Source organism: Ruegeria sp. AA6 (assembly GCF_056542865.1).
The window spans coordinates 1-17,742 of sequence record NZ_JBQGAN010000008.1; the positions used below are offsets into that span (position 1 = coordinate 1).

Sequence of the window (17,742 nt, forward strand, 5' to 3'; positions counted from 1 at the left end):
TAATGGCTGTTCTTCTTCTCGCAGAGGTTAACAATGGTGAGCTGTCGGTTGACGCCACAGCCAAGACCGTTGCCGCCGTCAAATCGCTGGGTGACATCACCGTTCTGGCCGCAGGTGGTTCTGCCGCTGCTGCTGGTGAGGCCGCTGCCAAGATCGATGGCGTATCCAAGGTTCTGGTTGCCGAAGACGCCTCGCTGGGTCATCGCCTGGCGGAATCGACCGCAGCCCTGATCGTGGGTCTGGCCGATGGGTACGAGCATATCGTTGCCCCTGCCACCACCGACGCCAAGAACGTGATGCCGCGCGTTGCAGCCCTGCTGGACGTGATGGTGATCTCGGACGCGTCCGGCGTGGTCGATGCCACCACTTTCGAGCGTCCGATCTATGCGGGTAACGCGATCCAGACCGTGAAATCGAACGACGCCAAGAAAGTCGTGACCATCCGGACCGCCAGCTTCGATGCGGCGGGCGAAGGTGGTTCGGCGGCGGTCGAGACCATCTCGGTCGGCGAAAACCCCGGCCTGTCGTCGTGGGTCGAGGACAAGGTTGCTGAAAGCGACCGTCCTGAACTAACTTCGGCTGGTGTTGTTGTTTCGGGTGGCCGTGGTGTTGGCTCGGAAGACGACTTCAAACTGATCGAAGGCCTGGCCGATAAGCTGGGAGCCGCCGTTGGTGCCTCACGCGCCGCAGTTGACTCGGGCTACGCCCCGAACGACTGGCAGGTGGGTCAGACCGGCAAGGTTGTTGCCCCTGACCTTTACGTTGCAGTCGGCATCTCGGGTGCGATCCAGCACCTGGCGGGCATGAAGGACTCCAAGGTCATCGTTGCGATCAACAAGGACGAAGAAGCGCCGATCTTCCAGGTCGCAGACTTCGGCCTGGTCGCTGACCTGTTCGGCGCCGTCCCAGAACTGACCGAGAAAATCTGAAACCACGTACTGGTCTCCCCTCCAATTGCGTGACGTCTGACACATCTCTCCAGTGCTTTCAGGAGATTGGTCAGACGGGAAACCAGAAATTTGAGAGGGCGCGCGAATGAAATTAGGCACTCCGAAGGAAGTACTGGACGGTGAGAACCGGGTCGCGATGACTCCGGACTCGGCTTTGCAGTTGCAGAAACTGGGCTATGAGTGCCTGATCGAAAAGGGCGCAGGCGCTGCTGCGGGGTTTTCGGACGCCGCTTATGAAGCCGCAGGCGTTGAGGTCATGAAGACCGCCGCCTCGCTTTGGAAGGCGGCGGATATTATTGCCAAGGTGCGTCAGCCCGATGCCACCGAACTGAAGCGTCTGACCAAGGACAAGACCCTGATTTCCTTCTTTAACCCGGCTGGGAATGAAGATGGGATGGAGGCCGCCAAATCCAAGGGCGCGACCGTGATCGCGATGGAGATGGTCCCGCGTATCTCGCGGGCGCAGAAGATGGACGCGCTGTCTTCGATGGCCAATATCGCCGGGTACCGTGCTGTGATCGAGGCAGGCAACAACTTTGGCCGTTTCTTCACCGGTCAGGTGACGGCGGCCGGTAAGGTGCCGCCTGCTAAGGTGCTGATCGTGGGTGCCGGTGTTGCTGGTCTGGCGGCGATTGGTACGTCCACGTCGCTGGGTGCGATCACCTATGCGTTCGACGTACGCCCCGAAGTGGCCGAGCAGGTCGAATCCATGGGGGCCGAATTCGTCTATCTGGACTTTGAAGAAGACCAGCAGGACGGCGCGGCCACCGGTGGTTATGCCTCAGTTCAGTCGGATGAATTCCGCGAAGCGCAGTTGGCCAAGTTCCGTGAGTTGGCGCCCGAGATTGACATCGTGATCACCACCGCGCTGATCCCGAACCGCGAAGCGCCCGAGCTGTGGACCAAGGATATGGTCGAAGCGATGAAACCGGGCTCGGTCATCGTCGATTTGGCGGCGGAGAAGGGCGGCAACTGTAAGCTGACCGTCGCGGATGAGAAGATCGTGACCGACAATGGCGTGACCATCATCGGCTATACCGATTTCCCCAGCCGGATGGCGGCGCAGGCGTCGTCTCTCTACGCGACCAACATTCGTCATATGATGGCAGACCTGACGCCCGAGAAGGACGGTCAGATCAATCACGATATGGAAGATGACGTGATCCGCGGTGCAACCGTGACCCATGAGGGTGAGATCACCTTCCCGCCGCCACCGCCCAAGGTGCAGGCGATTGCGGCGCAGAAGAAACCCGAGGTCAAGGAACTGACCCCGGAAGAGAAAAAGGCGCAGGAAATTGCGGCCTTCAAGGCACAGACCAAGCAGCAGTTCACCCTGCTGGGTATCGGTGGCGCGCTGATGTTGCTGGTGGGGCTGATCGCTCCGGCAAGCTTCATGCAGCACTTTATCGTCTTTGTGTTGGCGATTTTTGTGGGCTTCCAGGTGATCTGGGGCGTTGCGCACAGCTTACACACACCGCTTATGGCGATCACCAACGCGATCTCGTCGATCATTATCGTCGGGGCTTTGATGCAGATCGGGTCCGGGTCGTTCCTGGTTATTCTGCTGGCGGCACTGTCCGTGTTCATGGCCGGGATCAATATCTTCGGCGGCTTCCTCGTAACCCGGCGCATGCTCGCCATGTTCCAGAAATCCTAAGGAGGTCGGGCATATGATTGGCTTCACTTCTGCCGCTTATGTTGTTGCGGCTGTCCTATTCATCCTGTCGCTCGGCGGCCTTTCGAACCAGGAAAGCGCCAAACGCGCTGTCTGGTACGGTATCGTCGGTATGGCGCTGGCGGTCTTTGCCACGCTGGTCGGCCCGGGTTCCGGCCTATGGCTGCTGTCGTTGCTGCTGATCATCGGCGGCGGTCTGATCGGTCAATACGTGGCGCAGCGCGTCCAGATGACTGAGATGCCTCAGCTAGTTGCCGCAATGCACTCGCTGGTTGGCCTGGCGGCTGTGTTCGTCGGCTTCAACGCGCATTTTGAGATCGGAAACGTGGCTCAGGTCATGGCAATCAAGGACAGCGCGGGTCAGGCGGATCTGTCCGACCTTGGTGCGTTCGCCAAGTTGATTGCCAAGAAGACCCCGGCGGAACTGGCGATCCTGCATGTTGAGCTGTTTCTGGGTATCTTCATCGGTGCGATCACTTTTACCGGATCGGTTGTGGCCTATGGCAAGCTGGCGGGCAAAGTGACCTCGGCGGCGACCAAGCTGCCTGGTGGTCATATGCTGAACGCGGCGGCGGCGGGTCTCTCGCTGATCTGTTTGATCTGGTACACCAGCTCGGGCGGTTTCTTCCCGCTGTTCCTGATGACGCTGGCAGCGCTGTTCATCGGTTATCACCTGATCATGGGCATCGGCGGGGCCGACATGCCGGTGGTTGTGTCGATGCTGAACAGCTATTCGGGTTGGGCGGCTGCGGCCATCGGCTTCTCGCTAGGCAACGACCTGCTGATCGTGGTTGGTGCATTGGTGGGCTCGTCTGGTGCAATCCTGTCCTACATCATGTGTAAGGCGATGAACCGTCACTTTGTCAGCGTAATTCTGGGCGGCTTTGGTGGCCCGCAGGGCGAACAGATGGCTGTTGAGGGTGAACAGATCGCCATCGAGGCAGATGGTGTCGCGGCGGCGCTGAATGACGCCGACAGCATTGTCATCATTCCGGGGTACGGCATGGCTGTGGCGCAAGCGCAGCAGTCTGTCTCCGAACTGGTTCGCAAGCTGCGCGCTAAAGGCAAAGAGGTGCGCTTTGCGATCCACCCCGTTGCCGGTCGTCTGCCGGGCCACATGAACGTGCTGCTGGCCGAGGCGAAGGTGCCGTATGACATTGTTCTGGAGATGGACGAGATCAACGACGACTTCCCGGATACGGATGTGGCCATCGTGATTGGCTCGAACGATATCGTGAACCCAGCGGCGCAGGAAGACCCGAACAGCCCCATCGCCGGGATGCCGGTTTTGGAATGCTGGAAGGCCAAGCAGGTGTTCGTGTCGAAGCGCGGTCAGGGCACCGGCTATTCGGGTATCGAGAACCCGCTGTTCTTCAAAGAAAACACCCGGATGTTCTATGGCGACGCAAAGCAGTCGCTCGACAAGCTCATACCAATGATCGAGGGATAAGATGGCCGAGATTGAACGCGAAGCGATGGAATATGACGTGGTGATCGTGGGTGCTGGCCCTGCGGGACTGTCGGCGGCCATCCGTCTGAAACAGCTGGATGCCGACCTGAACGTCGTGGTTCTAGAGAAGGGTTCAGAAGTGGGTGCGCATATCCTGTCGGGTGCGGTGCTGGACCCTTGTGGTCTGGATGCTCTGATCCCCGATTGGAAGGAAAAGGGTGCCCCGCTGAACGTGCCAGTGCATGAAGACAATTTCTACATGCTGGGCGAGGCTGGCAAGATTCGCATCCCCAATTTCCCGATGCCGCCGCTGATGAACAACCACGGCAACTACATCGTCTCGATGGGCAATGTCTGCCGCTGGATGGCAGAGCAGGCCGAAGAGCTGGGCGTTGAAATCTTCCCCGGCATGGCCTGTTCCGAGCTGGTCTACGGTGAGAACGGTGAAGTCAAAGGCGTTGTAGCCGGTGTATTTGGTCTGGAGCCAGACGGATCCTACGGCCCCAACACCGAGCCGGGCATGGAACTGCAAGGCAAATATGTCTTCCTGTCGGAAGGCGTGCGCGGCTCACTGTCCAAGGAAGTCATCGCCAAATACGACCTGTCTGCCGGTAAAGAGCCGCAGAAATACGGCGTTGGCATGAAAGAGATCTGGGAGATTGATCCAGCCAAGCACAAAGAAGGCTCGGTCACGCACACCATGGGCTGGCCGCTGGGCAGCAATGCGGGTGGTGGGTCTTTCATATATCAACTTGAAAACAATCAGGTCTATGTCGGTTTTGTGGTCCACCTTAACTACAAGAACCCGCACCTGTACCCCTACATGGAATTCCAGCGCTTCAAGCACCACCCGATGGTGGCCGAGCTGCTGAAAGGCGGTAAGCGTGTGGCTTACGGCGCCCGTGCGATCACCGAGGGTGGCTACCAGTCGATGCCGAAACTGGTCGCACCGGGTGTTGCGCTGTTGGGTTGCTCGGCGGGCATGGTCAACGTGCCGCGCATCAAGGGCAACCACAACGCGATGCTGTCAGGCAAGGCCGCGGCCGAGGCCGCCTATGATGCCATCAAGGCCGAGCGTTCGGGTGATGAGCTGACCGCTTATGAGGCCGACGTTCGCGATGGTGCAATCGGCTCGGATCTGAAGAAGGTGCGCAACGTCAAACCGCTGTGGTCGAAATACGGCCTGACCGCCAGCCTGGTACTGGGCGGTATGGACATGTGGACCAATACGCTGGGCTTCTCGCTGCTGGGCACGCTGGGCCACGGCAAGAACGACGCGGAATCGACCGAAGATGCCAGCAAGCATCAACCCATCGACTATCCGAAACCCGATGGCACACTGTCCTTTGACCGCCTGACGAACGTATCGTTTGCGGCCACCAACCACGAGGAAAGCCAGCCTTGCCATCTGAAACTGACCGACCCGGACATCCCGGTTAAGGTCAACCTGCCCAAATTCGACGAGCCGGCACAGCGTTACTGCCCCGCAGGCGTCTATGAGATGGTTGAGGATGAAGACGGGCCGCGATTCGTGATCAACTTCCAGAACTGTGTTCACTGCAAGACCTGTGACATCAAGGATCCCAGCCAGAACATCACCTGGACTACACCGCAGGGCGGCGACGGTCCAAACTATCCAAATATGTGATCTCGAATTGAGGAAATCCAAATGAATGAACTGAACGGATATGATTTCGAAGATCTCGAAGTTGGAATGAGCGCTTCGTTTGCCAAAACGATCACAGAAGCAGACATCATCCTTTTTGCCGGCGCATCTGGCGACAATAATGCAATTCATATCAACGATGAATTTGCGCAAACCACCATGTTCAAGGGTCGTATCGCGCATGGTTTTTTAACCGCGAGCACGATATCAGCAGCGATCGCAAATCGACCACCTGGCCCAGGAACTATTTACATATCCCAACACATGAATTTTGTCGGCCCGGTACGACCCGGCGATACAGTGCATGCCGAAGTAACAATTACGAAATTAGTAGAAGACCGAAACAGAGCAGTACTAAGAACTATTTGCCGGGTCGGCGATCAAATAGTTGTTGATGGTGAAGCAACAGTGAAAACTACATCCCGGTCATTGCGAACAAAAAAGTGGCCAAAAAATTAAGTGTTAGGGTAATAATTTGTCTACCAAAGAATCGGCTTCAGTAGTTTGAGTATGCCATCGAATCTGTAGTAATGTTTTGACCGTTGGCATTTTTGGTTTCAACGATTGTAGCGCGAGCAGCACTATCCAGCTAAACGTTGGTCTATGGCTCTTTCAAATTCCTGCGTGCGGGATATGGATGATCTCAACTCAACGAAACATCGCTCTAGCGCTGAAAGCGATAGATACATTTGTGTATTCTCGGACCAAATTTAGCAAAATTAGCAATACGTTGACCAGTCGCTACATTGCTGGTCTTCTGAGAACGCACTACATTACGGCGATCACCAATCATGAAGTAACAATGGCATGCGAACTACCTCGGCAGCGCCCGTCCCTACCACCGGTGGAAGTCCCCTATCAAGGTGTTCACGGTTTGGAAGATTGAAGAACTAGACCGACAGCCGTCTTTGGCGTGGCTATTAAGGCCCGAACAACCATATTGCTCTGCTAATCTGAGACAACTGCCGTTGTTGCTCTGTGGCCGACTAGTTCATAATAAAGTCGCGATCCTGCTGGCATGATCAATCTCAACAAACTCAATTCCCGCCGGGAAAAAAGTGTAACTGTTAAGCCATTCAAGCAGTTGCTTACTCTAGGACTCGTTGTTCAAAGCCTGTGAAAAAATGCAGTTGAGTGCCTATGCGGCTTGCTCTCTTCAGATGCGGCCGATGGTCGACAAACTGGCAGCTATCGAACGCCAGATCGTGAATGACATCAAAGCAACCCACGGCGTTTTCTTGCCATGTTGTTCGAGAATTGTGCCTTCTTCTCAATAGTAATTTGCGGACTTGCCTTCGACCGACGCTGGTGCAGAGTCGATAGTAAGCGTACTGCCTCGTAGTAGTTTCTGCACCATTTACTTAGCTTCTTTCTCTTTGATCGGCTGGCCGACAGCACCATACGGAACGTTCAGAAAGTCGGCAACGGTTGCTCCGACATCCGAAAAAGCATGAACCCCCTGATAGCCTCTGAGACCACCACCCCGGATCAGGATCGGCACCTGTTCGCGCGTGTGATCCGACCCGCGCCAGGTTGGGTCATTGCCGTGGTCTGCCGTCAGGATCAGAAGGTCGTCCTTGTTCAGCTTCGAGAATACCTCGGGCATACGGGCGTCGAACGCTTCAAGCGCGGCAGCATAGCCGGGCACATCGCGCTGATGGCCGAATTCACTGTCAAAATCGACAAAATTTGCGAACAGAAAGCCGCCGTCTGCCAGATCATCCATGGCCTCAAGCGTTTTGTCCATCAATGGCATATTGCCCGATGCTTTGCGCACTTCGTCCAGTCCGCGATGGCTGTAGATATCACCGATTTTGCCCATACCGATCGTGTTCCGCCCCGCTTTGCTCACATAGTCGAGTAAAGTTTCGCTAGAGGGTTCAACAGTAAAATCTCTGCGGTTCCCCGTGCGTTTGAACCCAGTATTTATGTTGCCGATAAAGGGCCGGGCAATCACCCGCCCCACACGCATTGGCGCGGTCAGTTCGTAGACCTGCGCGCACATATCATGGAGGCGTTGCAGGCCGAAATGCTCTTCATGCGCAGCAATCTGGAATACTGAGTCCGCGGAAGTGTAACAAATCGGTTTCCCTGTTTGGATATGCTCCTCAGCAAACTCGTCGATGACCGGAATCCCCGAAGCATGCTTATTGCCCAGCAGTCCCGGAACACCCGTTACACGGACGATCTCTTGCACAAGATCATCGGGAAAACTTGGGTGTGTATCAGGAAAATGGGTCCACGGACGGGTTACTGGAACGCCGGTTATCTCCCAATGCCCAGAAGGAGTATCCTTTCCGGCCGAAGTTTCCCGCCCTACGGCCCAGGCACCACCAGACATCCCGCCCAGGTCATCGACAGCACCAGGGACCGAGGCATTGGCTGCCTCTGCAAGTCCCAAAGCGGCCAGATTCGGAAGGACCAGTGGTCCTGACCGCAAACTTTCCCGATCCCCAAGTCCCCGAGAACAGGCTTGTGCAATATGCCCAAGCGTGTTGGAACCTTTGTCTCCGAAGAAGGCCGCGTCCGGCGCGCCACCTATGCCGACAGAGTCGAGTACAAATACAAACGCGCGCGGCATGGTATTATCCTTGATCGTTTATAAGATAACGGGTCATAAACTTTGACAGCTTTGCTACCCCAATCGGTGCAATAATCTTGGTTTTCTATGGTTCAGGGATTCATCGCTCATCCCAGCCTCCATGATTGTGATGGTTGAAGCCGCTGTAACGTGCAATCCCAAGAAGCGCGCTAAGTGGGACTATTTCGTACCCTTAATTCTCGGACATTCACAAGCTAGTGGCGGCATTCCTAGAGGGTGCGATCCGCACATCCTGCTAGTAGATGGCTGGTTCTTCGTCGTCGACAAACTTTAGATTCATGTGGGAGCTTCTCCATTTTCAATCGTGGCGCTTTCGTTCACGAGATGGCCTGGCACATGCTGAGTACTAGAAGAATGTCAGGGCATTCAGTATTTCCCTTTTTTACAAACGATCTTGCGTTTATTCGAATTATTGTTAGCTTACTAATGATAACCTACCGAGGATGTCATGGGTGAGCAACCAGAAAAACTCGCAGTTCGGAATATCGACCATTTTCAGACCGGAAAAATTGAAACCCCAGTTGCTGATGGCGGTTGTGTTGGCATGACAATCATCGACGGGGTTGTGCGCAGCATGCGCAGCCGCAATACGCCACCTGCAAAAGGATTGCCGGTAGTTGTCTCGTAATTGCACGCCAACTTATCTGTGACGAAATTGGCTGCACGCGTTTAGCCCAAATCAAAAGGAGTTTTCATGTATCTGCGATTTCTAGCCAGCGCGGCTGTGCTGGCAGTAACTGCTGGAATGGTATCTGCTGAATATACGCTGACCATTCTGCACACCAACGACATTCACAGTCGGATTGAATCGATCAACGAGTGGGATTCGACCTGCGACGCCGAAGGAGAAGCCGAAGGCAAGTGCTTTGGCGGTGTCGCACGGATCAAATCTGCGGTGGACGCAAAGCGAGCAGAGCTTGCGGATAGCAACTTTGTTGTGCTGGACGCGGGTGACCCGTTTCAGGGTTCGCTGTTCTATTCTACCTATAAAGGCGCAGCCGAGGCCGAGTTCATGGAAGCCATCGGCTATGACGTCATGGCCGTGGGCAACCACGAGTTTGACGACGGCCCGGAAGGTCTTGCAGCCTTTGTAGATGCAGTGTCCTTCCCGGTAATCTCTGGCAACCTTGATTTGACGGGCGAAGCATCACTGAAAGGAAAAATCCGCAATCATGTGGTATTGAATGTCGGCGGACAGAAGATTGGCATTATCTCGGCGCTGGCGACCGACACCGTTGATACCTCCTCTCCAGGCGACGATGTGGTGTTTCAGGATGAGATCGAAAGCCTAAAAGCTGATGTCGCCGCTCTGGAAGCTGAAGAGGTGAATAAGATCATCGCACTGACCCATGTGGGTCTGGTAAAAGACCTTGATATTGCGGCGAATGTGCCGGGGATTGATGTTGTAGTTGGCGGTCATTCGCACACGTTTCTGTCCAACACCAGCGACCGCGCGCAGGGTACCTATCCGACCATGGTTGGCAAAGTGCCTGTGGTACAGGCTTATGCCTATTCCAAGTATTTGGGCGAGCTTGTCGTAACCTTTGACGACGCAGGCGAGGTGATTTCCGCGATCGGCGAGCCGATTTTGCTTGACGCGTCTTTAACACCTGACGCCGAAATGGTCGCGCGTGTTGCGGAAATGGGCGCACCGATCGAAGATCTAAAACAGCGCGTTGTCGCAGAGACCACCGAAGTCGTCGAAGGTGCGCGAGAATTCTGCCGCGCTGTTGAATGTGCGATGGGCAACCTTGTTGCTGACGCGATGCTGGACCGCGTGAAAGATCAGGGGATCTCGATTGCGATCGTCAACGGTGGCAATCTTCGGGCTTCCATTGATGCGGGCCAAGTCACAATGGGCGAAATCCTGACAGTTCTGCCGTTCCAGAGCACACTATCGACCTTCTTTGTGTCCGGTCAAACCGTGATTGATGCGTTGGAAAATGGTGTGAGTCAGGTCGAAGAAGTAAAAGGTCGTTTCCCACAGGTTGCAGGTCTTCAGTACACTTGGGACGCGTCTGTTGTTGCTGGCGCAGGCCGCATTCAGGAGGTCCTGGTTATGGAAGGCGGCGACTGGGTTCCGATTGATCCGACCAAGACCTATGGCCTCGTGTCCAACAACTATGTGCGCGGCGGTGGCGATGGCTACAAAATGTTCCGGGATGCGGAAAATGCCTATGACTTCGGCCCAACAATTTCGGATGTGACTGCGGAGTATCTGGCGAAAATCGGTCCTTACACCCCATACACCGATGGGCGCATCAAACAAAAGTAAGCATTTCTATATCTGAGACTTATAGAACCCGGCAAAGAAATTTGCCGGGTTTTCATATGCTTGGGAAGAAAATGTTATCCCTGCATGGCAGACGCCACCGAAAGAGGAGAATACTGGAGTTCTGGCCTAGTTGATGTGAGCGTATGCCACAATCTCCACTTTGGCTTCCGGAGCGAGAAGGGCTGAAACCACAACCGTGGCACGGTTCGGAAGCACACCTTCAAAAAACTCTGCATAGGTTGCGCTCATTCCGGGGCCGTCATTCACGTCAACCAAATACAACATGCACTGCGTGATATCACCCATGGACCCACCGGCTGCTTCGACCGAGAATTTCACATTATTCATCATCTGACGCGTCTGCGCTTCGATTGTGTCGCCCACGATCTTTCCAGTTTCGTCAAACGCCAGATGAGACGTGTAGAACAGTTTTCCTGTCGCTGGGGCTGTCACGGCCCAGTTCAATGGCATTGGTGAATCGGCAAGGTTGGATAGTACTTTGGTCAGCATGTGGCAGTCGCCTTCAAGAGTGTCGCAATGATCTTTGATAGGTACCCACCATTCAAACTGATCTGTCTTGCCTGATCAACCTTCGGATTGTTAGCAGGATCTGTTGCAAACATTTTGCCATTGACGCTCAAGAACGCAGAGAGTGAATAGCGGCCGGTGTAATTCAGGCGAAAGTCAGTTCATGATTTCTTTCAACGGTGCGCAATATCCGAAGGATGTGATCCTATTCGCGGTGTTCTTTTATGTACGATATGGTGTTTCATACCGTGACCTGGAGGAAATCATCGGTGAGCGCGGTGTTTCGGTGGACCACACCACACTGAACCGCTGGGTGACAAGATACTCTAGCGCGATCGCCGAAGCCGCGCGTCGCCGCAAAAAATCTTGCGACCGTTCTTGGAGAACGGACGAGACCTACATCAAGGTGAAAGGGGCGTGGGCATATCTCTACCGAGCTGTCGACAAGCACGGTAAGACGCTTGATTTCATGCTTTCTCAGCGTCGAAACAAACCCGCCGCCACCAAGTTCTTTGCCCGGACACTGGAGGTCAACGGCCTTCCGAGAAAGATTGTCATCGACAAAAGCGGAGCTAACACGGCTGGCATCAAGGCCATAAACAAGATGTTGAAAGGCTTTGGTTGCCCAGTCCCAATCGAGATGGTCAGGCGGAGATACTTGAACAATGTCGTGGAACAGGACCACCGTTTCATCAAAAGACGAACCCGTCCGATGCTGGGGTTCAAAGCCTTCGCAGCAGCAGCGGCAACGCTGGACGGAATAGAAGTTGCTAACATGATCCGCAAAGGTCAAATCATGCCCGGAATCTGTCCGTTTCGCCAGTTCGCGGAACTTTCCTCATAAACCTGCTGCTACAGCGCGCGCTCTTCTTCCAACTGAAACTTCGCAACAGAACCTGCTGTACAGCGCCAAAACGCTTAAGAACCCCAAGAATTTAAAAGCCCCTTACCCGTTTGTGCGCATTATTTTAAGTTTTTGATCTTTACTTTAGCCACACAATAGAATCCCCATTATATTCGATAAGTATCCCTTATCATGTTTAATTGATTTTGCGAGGAAATGCGCGCAGAGCTGCAATCACACCAAAGAAGTCGGGGCCGCCTTGATCAACTTTTGCCGACCGAATTCAGTCTTTTTACTATCTCTCTACTTCGTTCTTCAGGAACTCCACTTACATCTGCAAAGACTGGCCACTGTTTCGCCGCATGGCGCACTTGCTCGATGATTTCAAGCACGCGTCGTTTTCGAATGCCGCACCCCTCTCCTGCTGCAACCAAATCTTCATGAGTCGGGTTCCTGCCGTTTCCATTCACACTCAGATGATGTTCGCCGCCAGGGCCGTCGGAAAAGCTCAGGTCATATGCGGGCGACAGGCGCCATGTTCCGTGATGGTCCATCAGGAAGGCGTGGTTCTTGATGTGGTCATCGCGGTTGTGGGTTAGAACGTTGAAGACCATACGCCGAAACATCTCTTCAACGTCACCCTGATGGTTGGTCATGAAATAGGTCAGTTTCAACAAGGTTTCATAGTCCACAACCGGTGCGGTGAAATCGGCGTTCAGAATACCCGCGACCGTGTGCATATGCAGCCGCCGACCCTCGGGTCGATCAAAGCGAAGGGTTGCGAACAGGTCTTCACCCGAACCGGTCGAAAGCAATCGTGTGTCCGACATGTTGATTCCGGCCGCGCGCGCCATTTCCGCATAGGCTTGTTCCTCACGCGCGGCGCTGGACGGGTCGGACGAGGATCGGAATTTTATGAGGTAATGGCTGAACCCCTCCCCTGCCCCGTTGCGATGATCCCGCAACATGCCGGTTTCTGTGTTCACCAAGGCGACAAATTTTGGCCGCGCCCCGGCCGAGCCGCCACTGCCTGCGCGAAGCCGGGACAGGTCCTCGACAGACAAGTCCTGTTCGATATGCTGGGCAGTTTTAGCGAACCAATCCAGGTCGATATCTTCCTGTTTGGTCAGTTCCTCTTCGGGATGATAGCAAAGCGCCCCCATGCCGTACTGGCCGACTATGGCCAGACGGTTTACTGGCGTCAGCTCATGAACCGCCCTGCCCCGCCGTGCCATCTCACGGTCAATCAGCAAGCGGCCCCAGCCATCAGGCAGTGAATCCGCCAGGACACCCGGCAGCCCATCAAACGGAGTATGGTCGCCAAAATGCAACCCCTGCCAGGATCGGATCGCATATGGCGAAATCGGCAACGGGTTTGCGACGAACTCCGGCGCCCATTCAATGGCGGCACGTCGCTGGTCCTTGACCCACGCCACCTGTCCAACCACACGCCGATGATCTCCAAAGTCCAGTTCGATGTTCAGACGATCAGCCATCAGCCCTGCCTTTTTCCGGCCCGCTTGCGGTCAGCCCTTGCGGACCCCAATTCCTCCAGTGACGAAGCTGCTGGCTTTGGAAACAGATCTTCGAATGCGTCCAGCGCGCCCAACGCCCCGGCAATCGCCAAAAGTGCCGCCAGTGAAATCTCGCCACTTTGTTCAAACCGTTTCAGTGTCGACAGCGGCACGCCCGATTTTTCGGCCAAAGCCTGCTGTGTCATGTTATGAGCCAGGCGCAGACCGCGGGCAGAAAAACGAATCTTGTCCTGCACCGAGCCAGGTGTCGGGGTCTCAAAGCTAAAGGTCAATATATTGCCCTTTCGCGCTAATTTTATCATCTAAAGATAATATAATGTCTTTTGACACCAAAGGAAACCTGCGAATCCTGCCCGTGTTCGCCCTCTTCCCCGCCTTAGGATGATTCCCGAACGTCTGTTTCAAAGCTTGATCCGAGACTATCACTGATGTTTCACGAGATTTTCCATGAATTCCATGGGGATTCACAATTATTTATTCCTTTCAATGCTTTGCGTCGTGTATTGTTTTGAAAAGCCGCTCCTCTACTATATATTGCAGACCCTGCGATATCTCGACATTGAAGAAGTTGTTGCCAAACCACCCCCTTCTTGCGTAAAAAACGATAAAAACAGCGTTGGCGAAAAACAGCGTTACTGAAAGAGGGCAGACGTGGCTGAACCTATCCACATCAATCAGCGTGTTCGCGAGAACGCTGAGAATCTGACTGCGGCTTTGGAAAGCCACATGATGACAGTGTTTGCGCCCGACGCGCGCAAAGAGCTTCGACTGTTCAGCGCCGGAGAAGCCGCCGGTCTGCTGGGTATCTCACCCAGCTTTCTGCGCAAACTGCACTTCGACAGCCGAATCCCTGATGTACATACCACCCCAGGTGGTCGTCGCCACTATTCCGCTGAAGACCTGCTAACCATACGCGAAGAGCTGGAGTCGACCGCAAAGACAACTGGGACTTATCTGAAAGGCCGCCAGACGGGTGACAAGGTGCAGGTTCTGTCCTTTCTCAACTTCAAGGGCGGATCGGGCAAAACGACCAGTGCAATCCACACAGCACAGCGTTTGGCCTTGAAAGGATACCGGGTTCTTACCGTCGATATTGACCCTCAGGCGTCTTTGACCACTCTGTTTGGCTATCGCCCTGAATACGACTTTCTTCAATCAGGTACGATCTACGACGCCATCCGATACGAAGACCCCCTGCTCCTCTCCAGCATCATCCAGAAAACCTTTTTCACCGGTATTGATCTGGCCCCGGCCGGTTTGATCCTGCAGGAATTCGAGCACGAGACCCCGCAGGCATTGCTGAACAACGTGCAGCCTGCGTTCTTTTCCCGGATGGCGACCGCCCTTCAGGAAGTCGAGGACAATTACGACGTGATCATCTTCGATTGCCCGCCGCAACTGGGCTATCTGACCATGTCCGCGCTGTGTGCATCGACCGGGGTGCTGATTACAGTCGTGCCCAATATGCTGGACATCGCCTCGATGTCCCAGTTCCTGCAAATGAGCGCGGAGTTGTTGGACGTGGTCGCCGAAGCGGGTGCGCCGATGGATTTCGACTTTCTGCGGTTTCTAATCAATCGCTATGAACCCAGCGACGGACCCCAGCAACAGGTTGTCGCCTTCCTGCGGCAGTTGTTCGGAAATGAGGTCATGGTTGCGCCGATGCTGAAATCCACCGCGATTTCCGATGCTGGACTAACTCAGCAGACGGTATACGAGGTCGAACGCAGCCAATTTCACCGCAACACCTATGATCGTGCGGTAGACTCATTGAATCTTGTCAATGACGAGATCGAGTCGTTGCTTCAACATGCATGGGGGCGCTGATGGCACGTAAAGGCATTCTGACAACCAACCTGAACCAATCCGGCGGGGCTGCAAAACCCGAAAAGCCCCGGATGATGCCACGCGGCGCGGTTGGCGCCTTGCAGTCTTCCTTGTCGAAACTACAGGAAAACGCGGTGCAAGAGATCGACTGCGCCCTGATCGACGATGCTGGGCTGAAAGACCGGTTGGGGATGGACAGCGAGGCACAGCGACAACTGGTCGAAAGCCTGCGCACTTATGGGCAGCAGGTTCCGATCCTATTGCGACCGCACGCCAAAGAACCGGGCCGGTTCGAAATCGTCTATGGCCGCCGCCGCCTGATGGCGCTGAAAGAGCTTGGCCAGCCGGTCAAGGCGATGGTCCGGCAACTGGACGACCACGCGCTGGTTCTGGCGCAGGGACAGGAGAACACCTCGCGTCAGGATCTGTCCTTTATCGAAAAGGCCAGCTTTGCCGCGCAGTTGAAAGAGGCTGATTACGACCGCGAGACCATCGCGGCGGCCCTGTCGATCGACCAGCCGATGGTGACGCGCATGCTCAAGGTTGGGACGGCATTCTCCTTGCCCTTCCTGCGCCAGATCGGGTCTGCGCCCAAAATTGGCCGCGACCGTTGGATGACACTGGCCGAGGCCCTGAAAGACAAAGCCGCCACCAGCCGCGCCAGCACTTTCATGAACCGCCCCGAGTTTCTGACACTGGACTCGGATCAACGGTTTGAGGCGGTCCTGAAACACGTGCAGAAGAAACCAAACGCCAGCAAACCAGCAGCAGCAGCCAAACCGCGCACTTTGCGTGACGCCGCGGGCAAGGCTCTGGCCGATGTCCGGCTGACAAATCGCGGCGTGACCCTGAACATTCCGTCGCGCACGGCAGACGGCTTTGACGCCTGGTTCGAAACAAATGCCGAGACCCTGATCACCGAACTTCACGACCGCTGGAAAAACGAACGGTCGGAAGACTAAGACCACAGAGAAGCAACCACAGGAGGCACGAGCAGACCACAAAAAAAGCCCCCCAGGACAGATGATCCCGGAAGGCCCTTTTCAATCTTAGCACCTTTGAAATAGCCCCTCCGAATCGGTCCTGTCAACTCTGCGCGCTGCGCGGGGCAGGGATTTTTTGTGTTTCGTGAAAAAAATATGAAACATGCGTCCCAAAGTGACTTTGGGCGAGGGGCAAGTTTTGCCCTGTCGTCTGTCGACAAATGGGAAGTGCTGTCCGCGCTGACCACGGCCTCAGCGGATTTCGACATCTCTCATCGTACATTGACTGTGCTGAAAGCCTTGCTGACCTTTCTGCCAGACCGGGACATTCCGACCGAGCCGGGCAGGGCGGTTGTGTTTCCCGCGAACCGCACCCTGTCCGAACGCCTGAACGGGATGCCCGAAAGCACCCTGCGCCGCCATCTGGCGCGGCTGGTGCAGCTGGGTCTTGTCAACCGTCACGACAGCCCCAACCGCAAACGATATGCCCGACGGGTAGGGCAGGGGGTCGAACTGGCTTTCGGCTTTGACCTGTCCCCGCTAAACGGTCATGCCGATCAGATTTTCCTGACCGCTGAACGCGCCACCCGCCGCGCTGAACGCATTAGAACTCTGCGTGACCGGATCGCTCTGGCACGGCAACAGCTGATTGCTCTGAATGACAGCCGCTTTACCGCGCTGATCGAAAACGCACGCCTAATCCTGCGTCGCAAGTCCTCCGAACAATCGCTGCATAAATTGACCCAGGAAATGGAAGACACAGCCGACCAAAACACAGGCAATGCTATCCACCAGCCTGAATTGCGAACCATTCAATTGAGCGGCCCTGACAATCAAAATGAGCGGCACATACAGGATTCATCTGAATCTAAATTTGACTCTGAAGAACAGACCTCGGACTCGCAAATTCCGGCTGACAAAAAAAACGATGACGCCAATCTTGATATCGTTCTCGATATATGCACCGAGTTTCAGGACTACTATCCCAAGCCGATCACGGGATGGGCAGAGTTGGTAACAGTTGCTGAGAAACTGTCGCCCATGATTGGGATTGATCCTCCGGTCTTCAACGAAGCGCGAGTCCGTATGGGAGCTGCAACCGCGGCAACAACTGTCCTTTGCATTCTTGAACGTCTGCAAGACATCCGAAGCCCTGGCGCCTACTTGCGCAAGCTGACGCAAAAAGCGCAGAAGGGCACATTTTCATGCATACCAATGCTGAAGGCCTTGGAAAACAAAGGGAAATCGGAGAATTGTCAGCTGACAACTTGAAAAATGCCGTAAAAACAATGGTGTAAGCTATTATTGAGGCAGGGAAACTGACGAAGCTCGGTTTTCAAGCGCTTTTGTGGCCACTATGAATTGGATTTCAAGAGCTTACCACTTGCACAACGGCATTCCCCACGT

15 protein-coding genes are annotated in these 17,742 nt (G+C 54.9%); 11 read left to right on the plus strand and 4 right to left on the minus strand.

Features of this window, described 5'->3' with window-relative positions; all coding sequences use genetic code 11:
- Positions 1-2 precede the first annotated feature (2 nt).
- The 5 genes from ACR0LN_RS11700 to ACR0LN_RS11720 all read left to right on the plus strand — a co-directional run bounded on the left by ACR0LN_RS11700 (position 3) and on the right by ACR0LN_RS11720 (position 6,200).
- Positions 3-929 (plus strand): electron transfer flavoprotein subunit alpha/FixB family protein, encoded by a 927-nt coding sequence (locus ACR0LN_RS11700; protein WP_480429891.1) that lies wholly within the window; start codon positions 3-5, stop codon positions 927-929.
- A gap of 106 nt (positions 930-1,035) precedes the next feature.
- Positions 1,036-2,607, plus strand: a complete 1,572-nt coding sequence (locus tag ACR0LN_RS11705) for a Re/Si-specific NAD(P)(+) transhydrogenase subunit alpha (RefSeq protein WP_480429892.1) — start codon at positions 1,036-1,038, stop codon at positions 2,605-2,607.
- 13 nt (positions 2,608-2,620) lie between these two features.
- A complete protein-coding gene (locus ACR0LN_RS11710; RefSeq protein ID WP_480429893.1) occupies positions 2,621-4,075 on the plus strand; it encodes an NAD(P)(+) transhydrogenase (Re/Si-specific) subunit beta in 1,455 nt (484 codons plus the stop codon).
- A 1-nt stretch (position 4,076) separates the two neighbouring features.
- Positions 4,077-5,723: an electron transfer flavoprotein-ubiquinone oxidoreductase gene (locus ACR0LN_RS11715; protein ID WP_480429894.1), complete on the plus strand. Its 1,647-nt coding sequence runs from the start codon at positions 4,077-4,079 to the stop codon at positions 5,721-5,723.
- A gap of 21 nt (positions 5,724-5,744) precedes the next feature.
- A complete protein-coding gene (locus ACR0LN_RS11720; RefSeq protein ID WP_480429895.1) occupies positions 5,745-6,200 on the plus strand; it encodes a MaoC family dehydratase in 456 nt (151 codons plus the stop codon).
- A gap of 898 nt (positions 6,201-7,098) precedes the next feature.
- Here ACR0LN_RS11720 and ACR0LN_RS11725 read toward each other — a convergent pair.
- Entirely contained in the window at positions 7,099-8,322 is a 1,224-nt protein-coding gene (locus tag ACR0LN_RS11725; protein ID WP_480429896.1) for a phosphopentomutase, read from the minus strand.
- Positions 8,323-8,791: 469 nt separating this feature from the next.
- Between ACR0LN_RS11725 and ACR0LN_RS11730 the strand changes: the two genes are divergently transcribed.
- Positions 8,792-8,971: a hypothetical protein gene (locus ACR0LN_RS11730; protein WP_480429897.1), complete on the plus strand. Its 180-nt coding sequence runs from the start codon at positions 8,792-8,794 to the stop codon at positions 8,969-8,971.
- Between the two features lie 66 nt (positions 8,972-9,037).
- Positions 9,038-10,618, plus strand: coding sequence for a bifunctional metallophosphatase/5'-nucleotidase (locus ACR0LN_RS11735; RefSeq protein WP_480429898.1), 1,581 nt, complete (start codon positions 9,038-9,040; stop codon positions 10,616-10,618).
- 126 nt (positions 10,619-10,744) lie between these two features.
- Here ACR0LN_RS11735 and ACR0LN_RS11740 read toward each other — a convergent pair whose 3' ends face one another.
- Complete coding sequence (locus ACR0LN_RS11740; RefSeq protein ID WP_480429899.1) at positions 10,745-11,128, minus strand: RidA family protein; 384 nt, start codon at positions 11,126-11,128, stop codon at positions 10,745-10,747.
- A 181-nt stretch (positions 11,129-11,309) separates the two neighbouring features.
- Here ACR0LN_RS11740 and ACR0LN_RS11745 point away from each other — a divergent pair, with 181 nt between their 5' ends.
- Positions 11,310-11,990, plus strand: a complete 681-nt coding sequence (locus tag ACR0LN_RS11745; protein ID WP_480429900.1) for an IS6 family transposase — start codon at positions 11,310-11,312, stop codon at positions 11,988-11,990.
- 263 nt (positions 11,991-12,253) lie between these two features.
- Here ACR0LN_RS11745 and ACR0LN_RS11750 read toward each other — a convergent pair whose 3' ends face one another.
- Together ACR0LN_RS11750 and ACR0LN_RS11755 are read right to left on the minus strand one after the other, a co-directional pair.
- Entirely contained in the window at positions 12,254-13,486 is a 1,233-nt protein-coding gene (locus ACR0LN_RS11750) for a type II toxin-antitoxin system HipA family toxin (RefSeq protein WP_480429901.1), read from the minus strand.
- Entirely contained in the window at positions 13,486-13,797 is a 312-nt protein-coding gene (locus ACR0LN_RS11755) for a helix-turn-helix domain-containing protein (RefSeq protein ID WP_480429902.1), read from the minus strand. Before ACR0LN_RS11755 ends, ACR0LN_RS11750 begins: the two co-directional genes overlap by 1 nt.
- 379 nt (positions 13,798-14,176) lie before the next feature.
- On the opposite strand from ACR0LN_RS11755, the gene repA reads away from it, so the two are divergent.
- From repA to repC, 3 genes are all read left to right on the plus strand, one after another.
- Positions 14,177-15,352 carry a plasmid partitioning protein RepA gene (gene repA / locus ACR0LN_RS11760; RefSeq protein ID WP_480429903.1) on the plus strand — a complete coding sequence of 392 codons (1,176 nt, stop codon included), beginning with the start codon at positions 14,177-14,179 and terminating at the stop codon, positions 15,350-15,352.
- The gene (repB, locus tag ACR0LN_RS11765) at positions 15,352-16,314 is read left to right on the plus strand and encodes a plasmid partitioning protein RepB (protein ID WP_480429904.1); all 963 of its coding nucleotides are present in this window, start codon (positions 15,352-15,354) and stop codon (positions 16,312-16,314) included. Before repA ends, repB begins: the two co-directional genes overlap by 1 nt.
- Positions 16,315-16,491: 177 nt before the next feature.
- On the plus strand, positions 16,492-17,607 hold the full coding sequence (gene repC, locus ACR0LN_RS11770; RefSeq protein ID WP_480429905.1) for a plasmid replication protein RepC: 1,116 nt from the start codon (positions 16,492-16,494) through the stop codon (positions 17,605-17,607).
- The last annotated feature ends 135 nt before the right edge of the window (positions 17,608-17,742 follow it).

Coding starts and splice junctions, on each gene's coding strand:
- repC (WP_480429905.1), top strand. CDS start 16,492: ATGAAACATGCGTCCCAAAGTGACTTTGGGCGAGGGGCAAGTTTTGCC.
- ACR0LN_RS11730 (WP_480429897.1), top strand. CDS start 8,792: ATGGGTGAGCAACCAGAAAAACTCGCAGTTCGGAATATCGACCATTTT.
- ACR0LN_RS11725 (WP_480429896.1), bottom strand. CDS start 8,322: ATGCCGCGCGCGTTTGTATTTGTACTCGACTCTGTCGGCATAGGTGGC.
- ACR0LN_RS11700 (WP_480429891.1), top strand. CDS start 3: ATGGCTGTTCTTCTTCTCGCAGAGGTTAACAATGGTGAGCTGTCGGTT.
- ACR0LN_RS11710 (WP_480429893.1), top strand. CDS start 2,621: ATGATTGGCTTCACTTCTGCCGCTTATGTTGTTGCGGCTGTCCTATTC.
- ACR0LN_RS11740 (WP_480429899.1), bottom strand. CDS start 11,128: ATGCTGACCAAAGTACTATCCAACCTTGCCGATTCACCAATGCCATTG.
- ACR0LN_RS11735 (WP_480429898.1), top strand. CDS start 9,038: ATGTATCTGCGATTTCTAGCCAGCGCGGCTGTGCTGGCAGTAACTGCT.
- ACR0LN_RS11750 (WP_480429901.1), bottom strand. CDS start 13,486: ATGGCTGATCGTCTGAACATCGAACTGGACTTTGGAGATCATCGGCGT.
- ACR0LN_RS11715 (WP_480429894.1), top strand. CDS start 4,077: ATGGCCGAGATTGAACGCGAAGCGATGGAATATGACGTGGTGATCGTG.
- ACR0LN_RS11720 (WP_480429895.1), top strand. CDS start 5,745: ATGAATGAACTGAACGGATATGATTTCGAAGATCTCGAAGTTGGAATG.
- ACR0LN_RS11705 (WP_480429892.1), top strand. CDS start 1,036: ATGAAATTAGGCACTCCGAAGGAAGTACTGGACGGTGAGAACCGGGTC.
- repB (WP_480429904.1), top strand. CDS start 15,352: ATGGCACGTAAAGGCATTCTGACAACCAACCTGAACCAATCCGGCGGG.
- ACR0LN_RS11745 (WP_480429900.1), top strand. CDS start 11,310: ATGATTTCTTTCAACGGTGCGCAATATCCGAAGGATGTGATCCTATTC.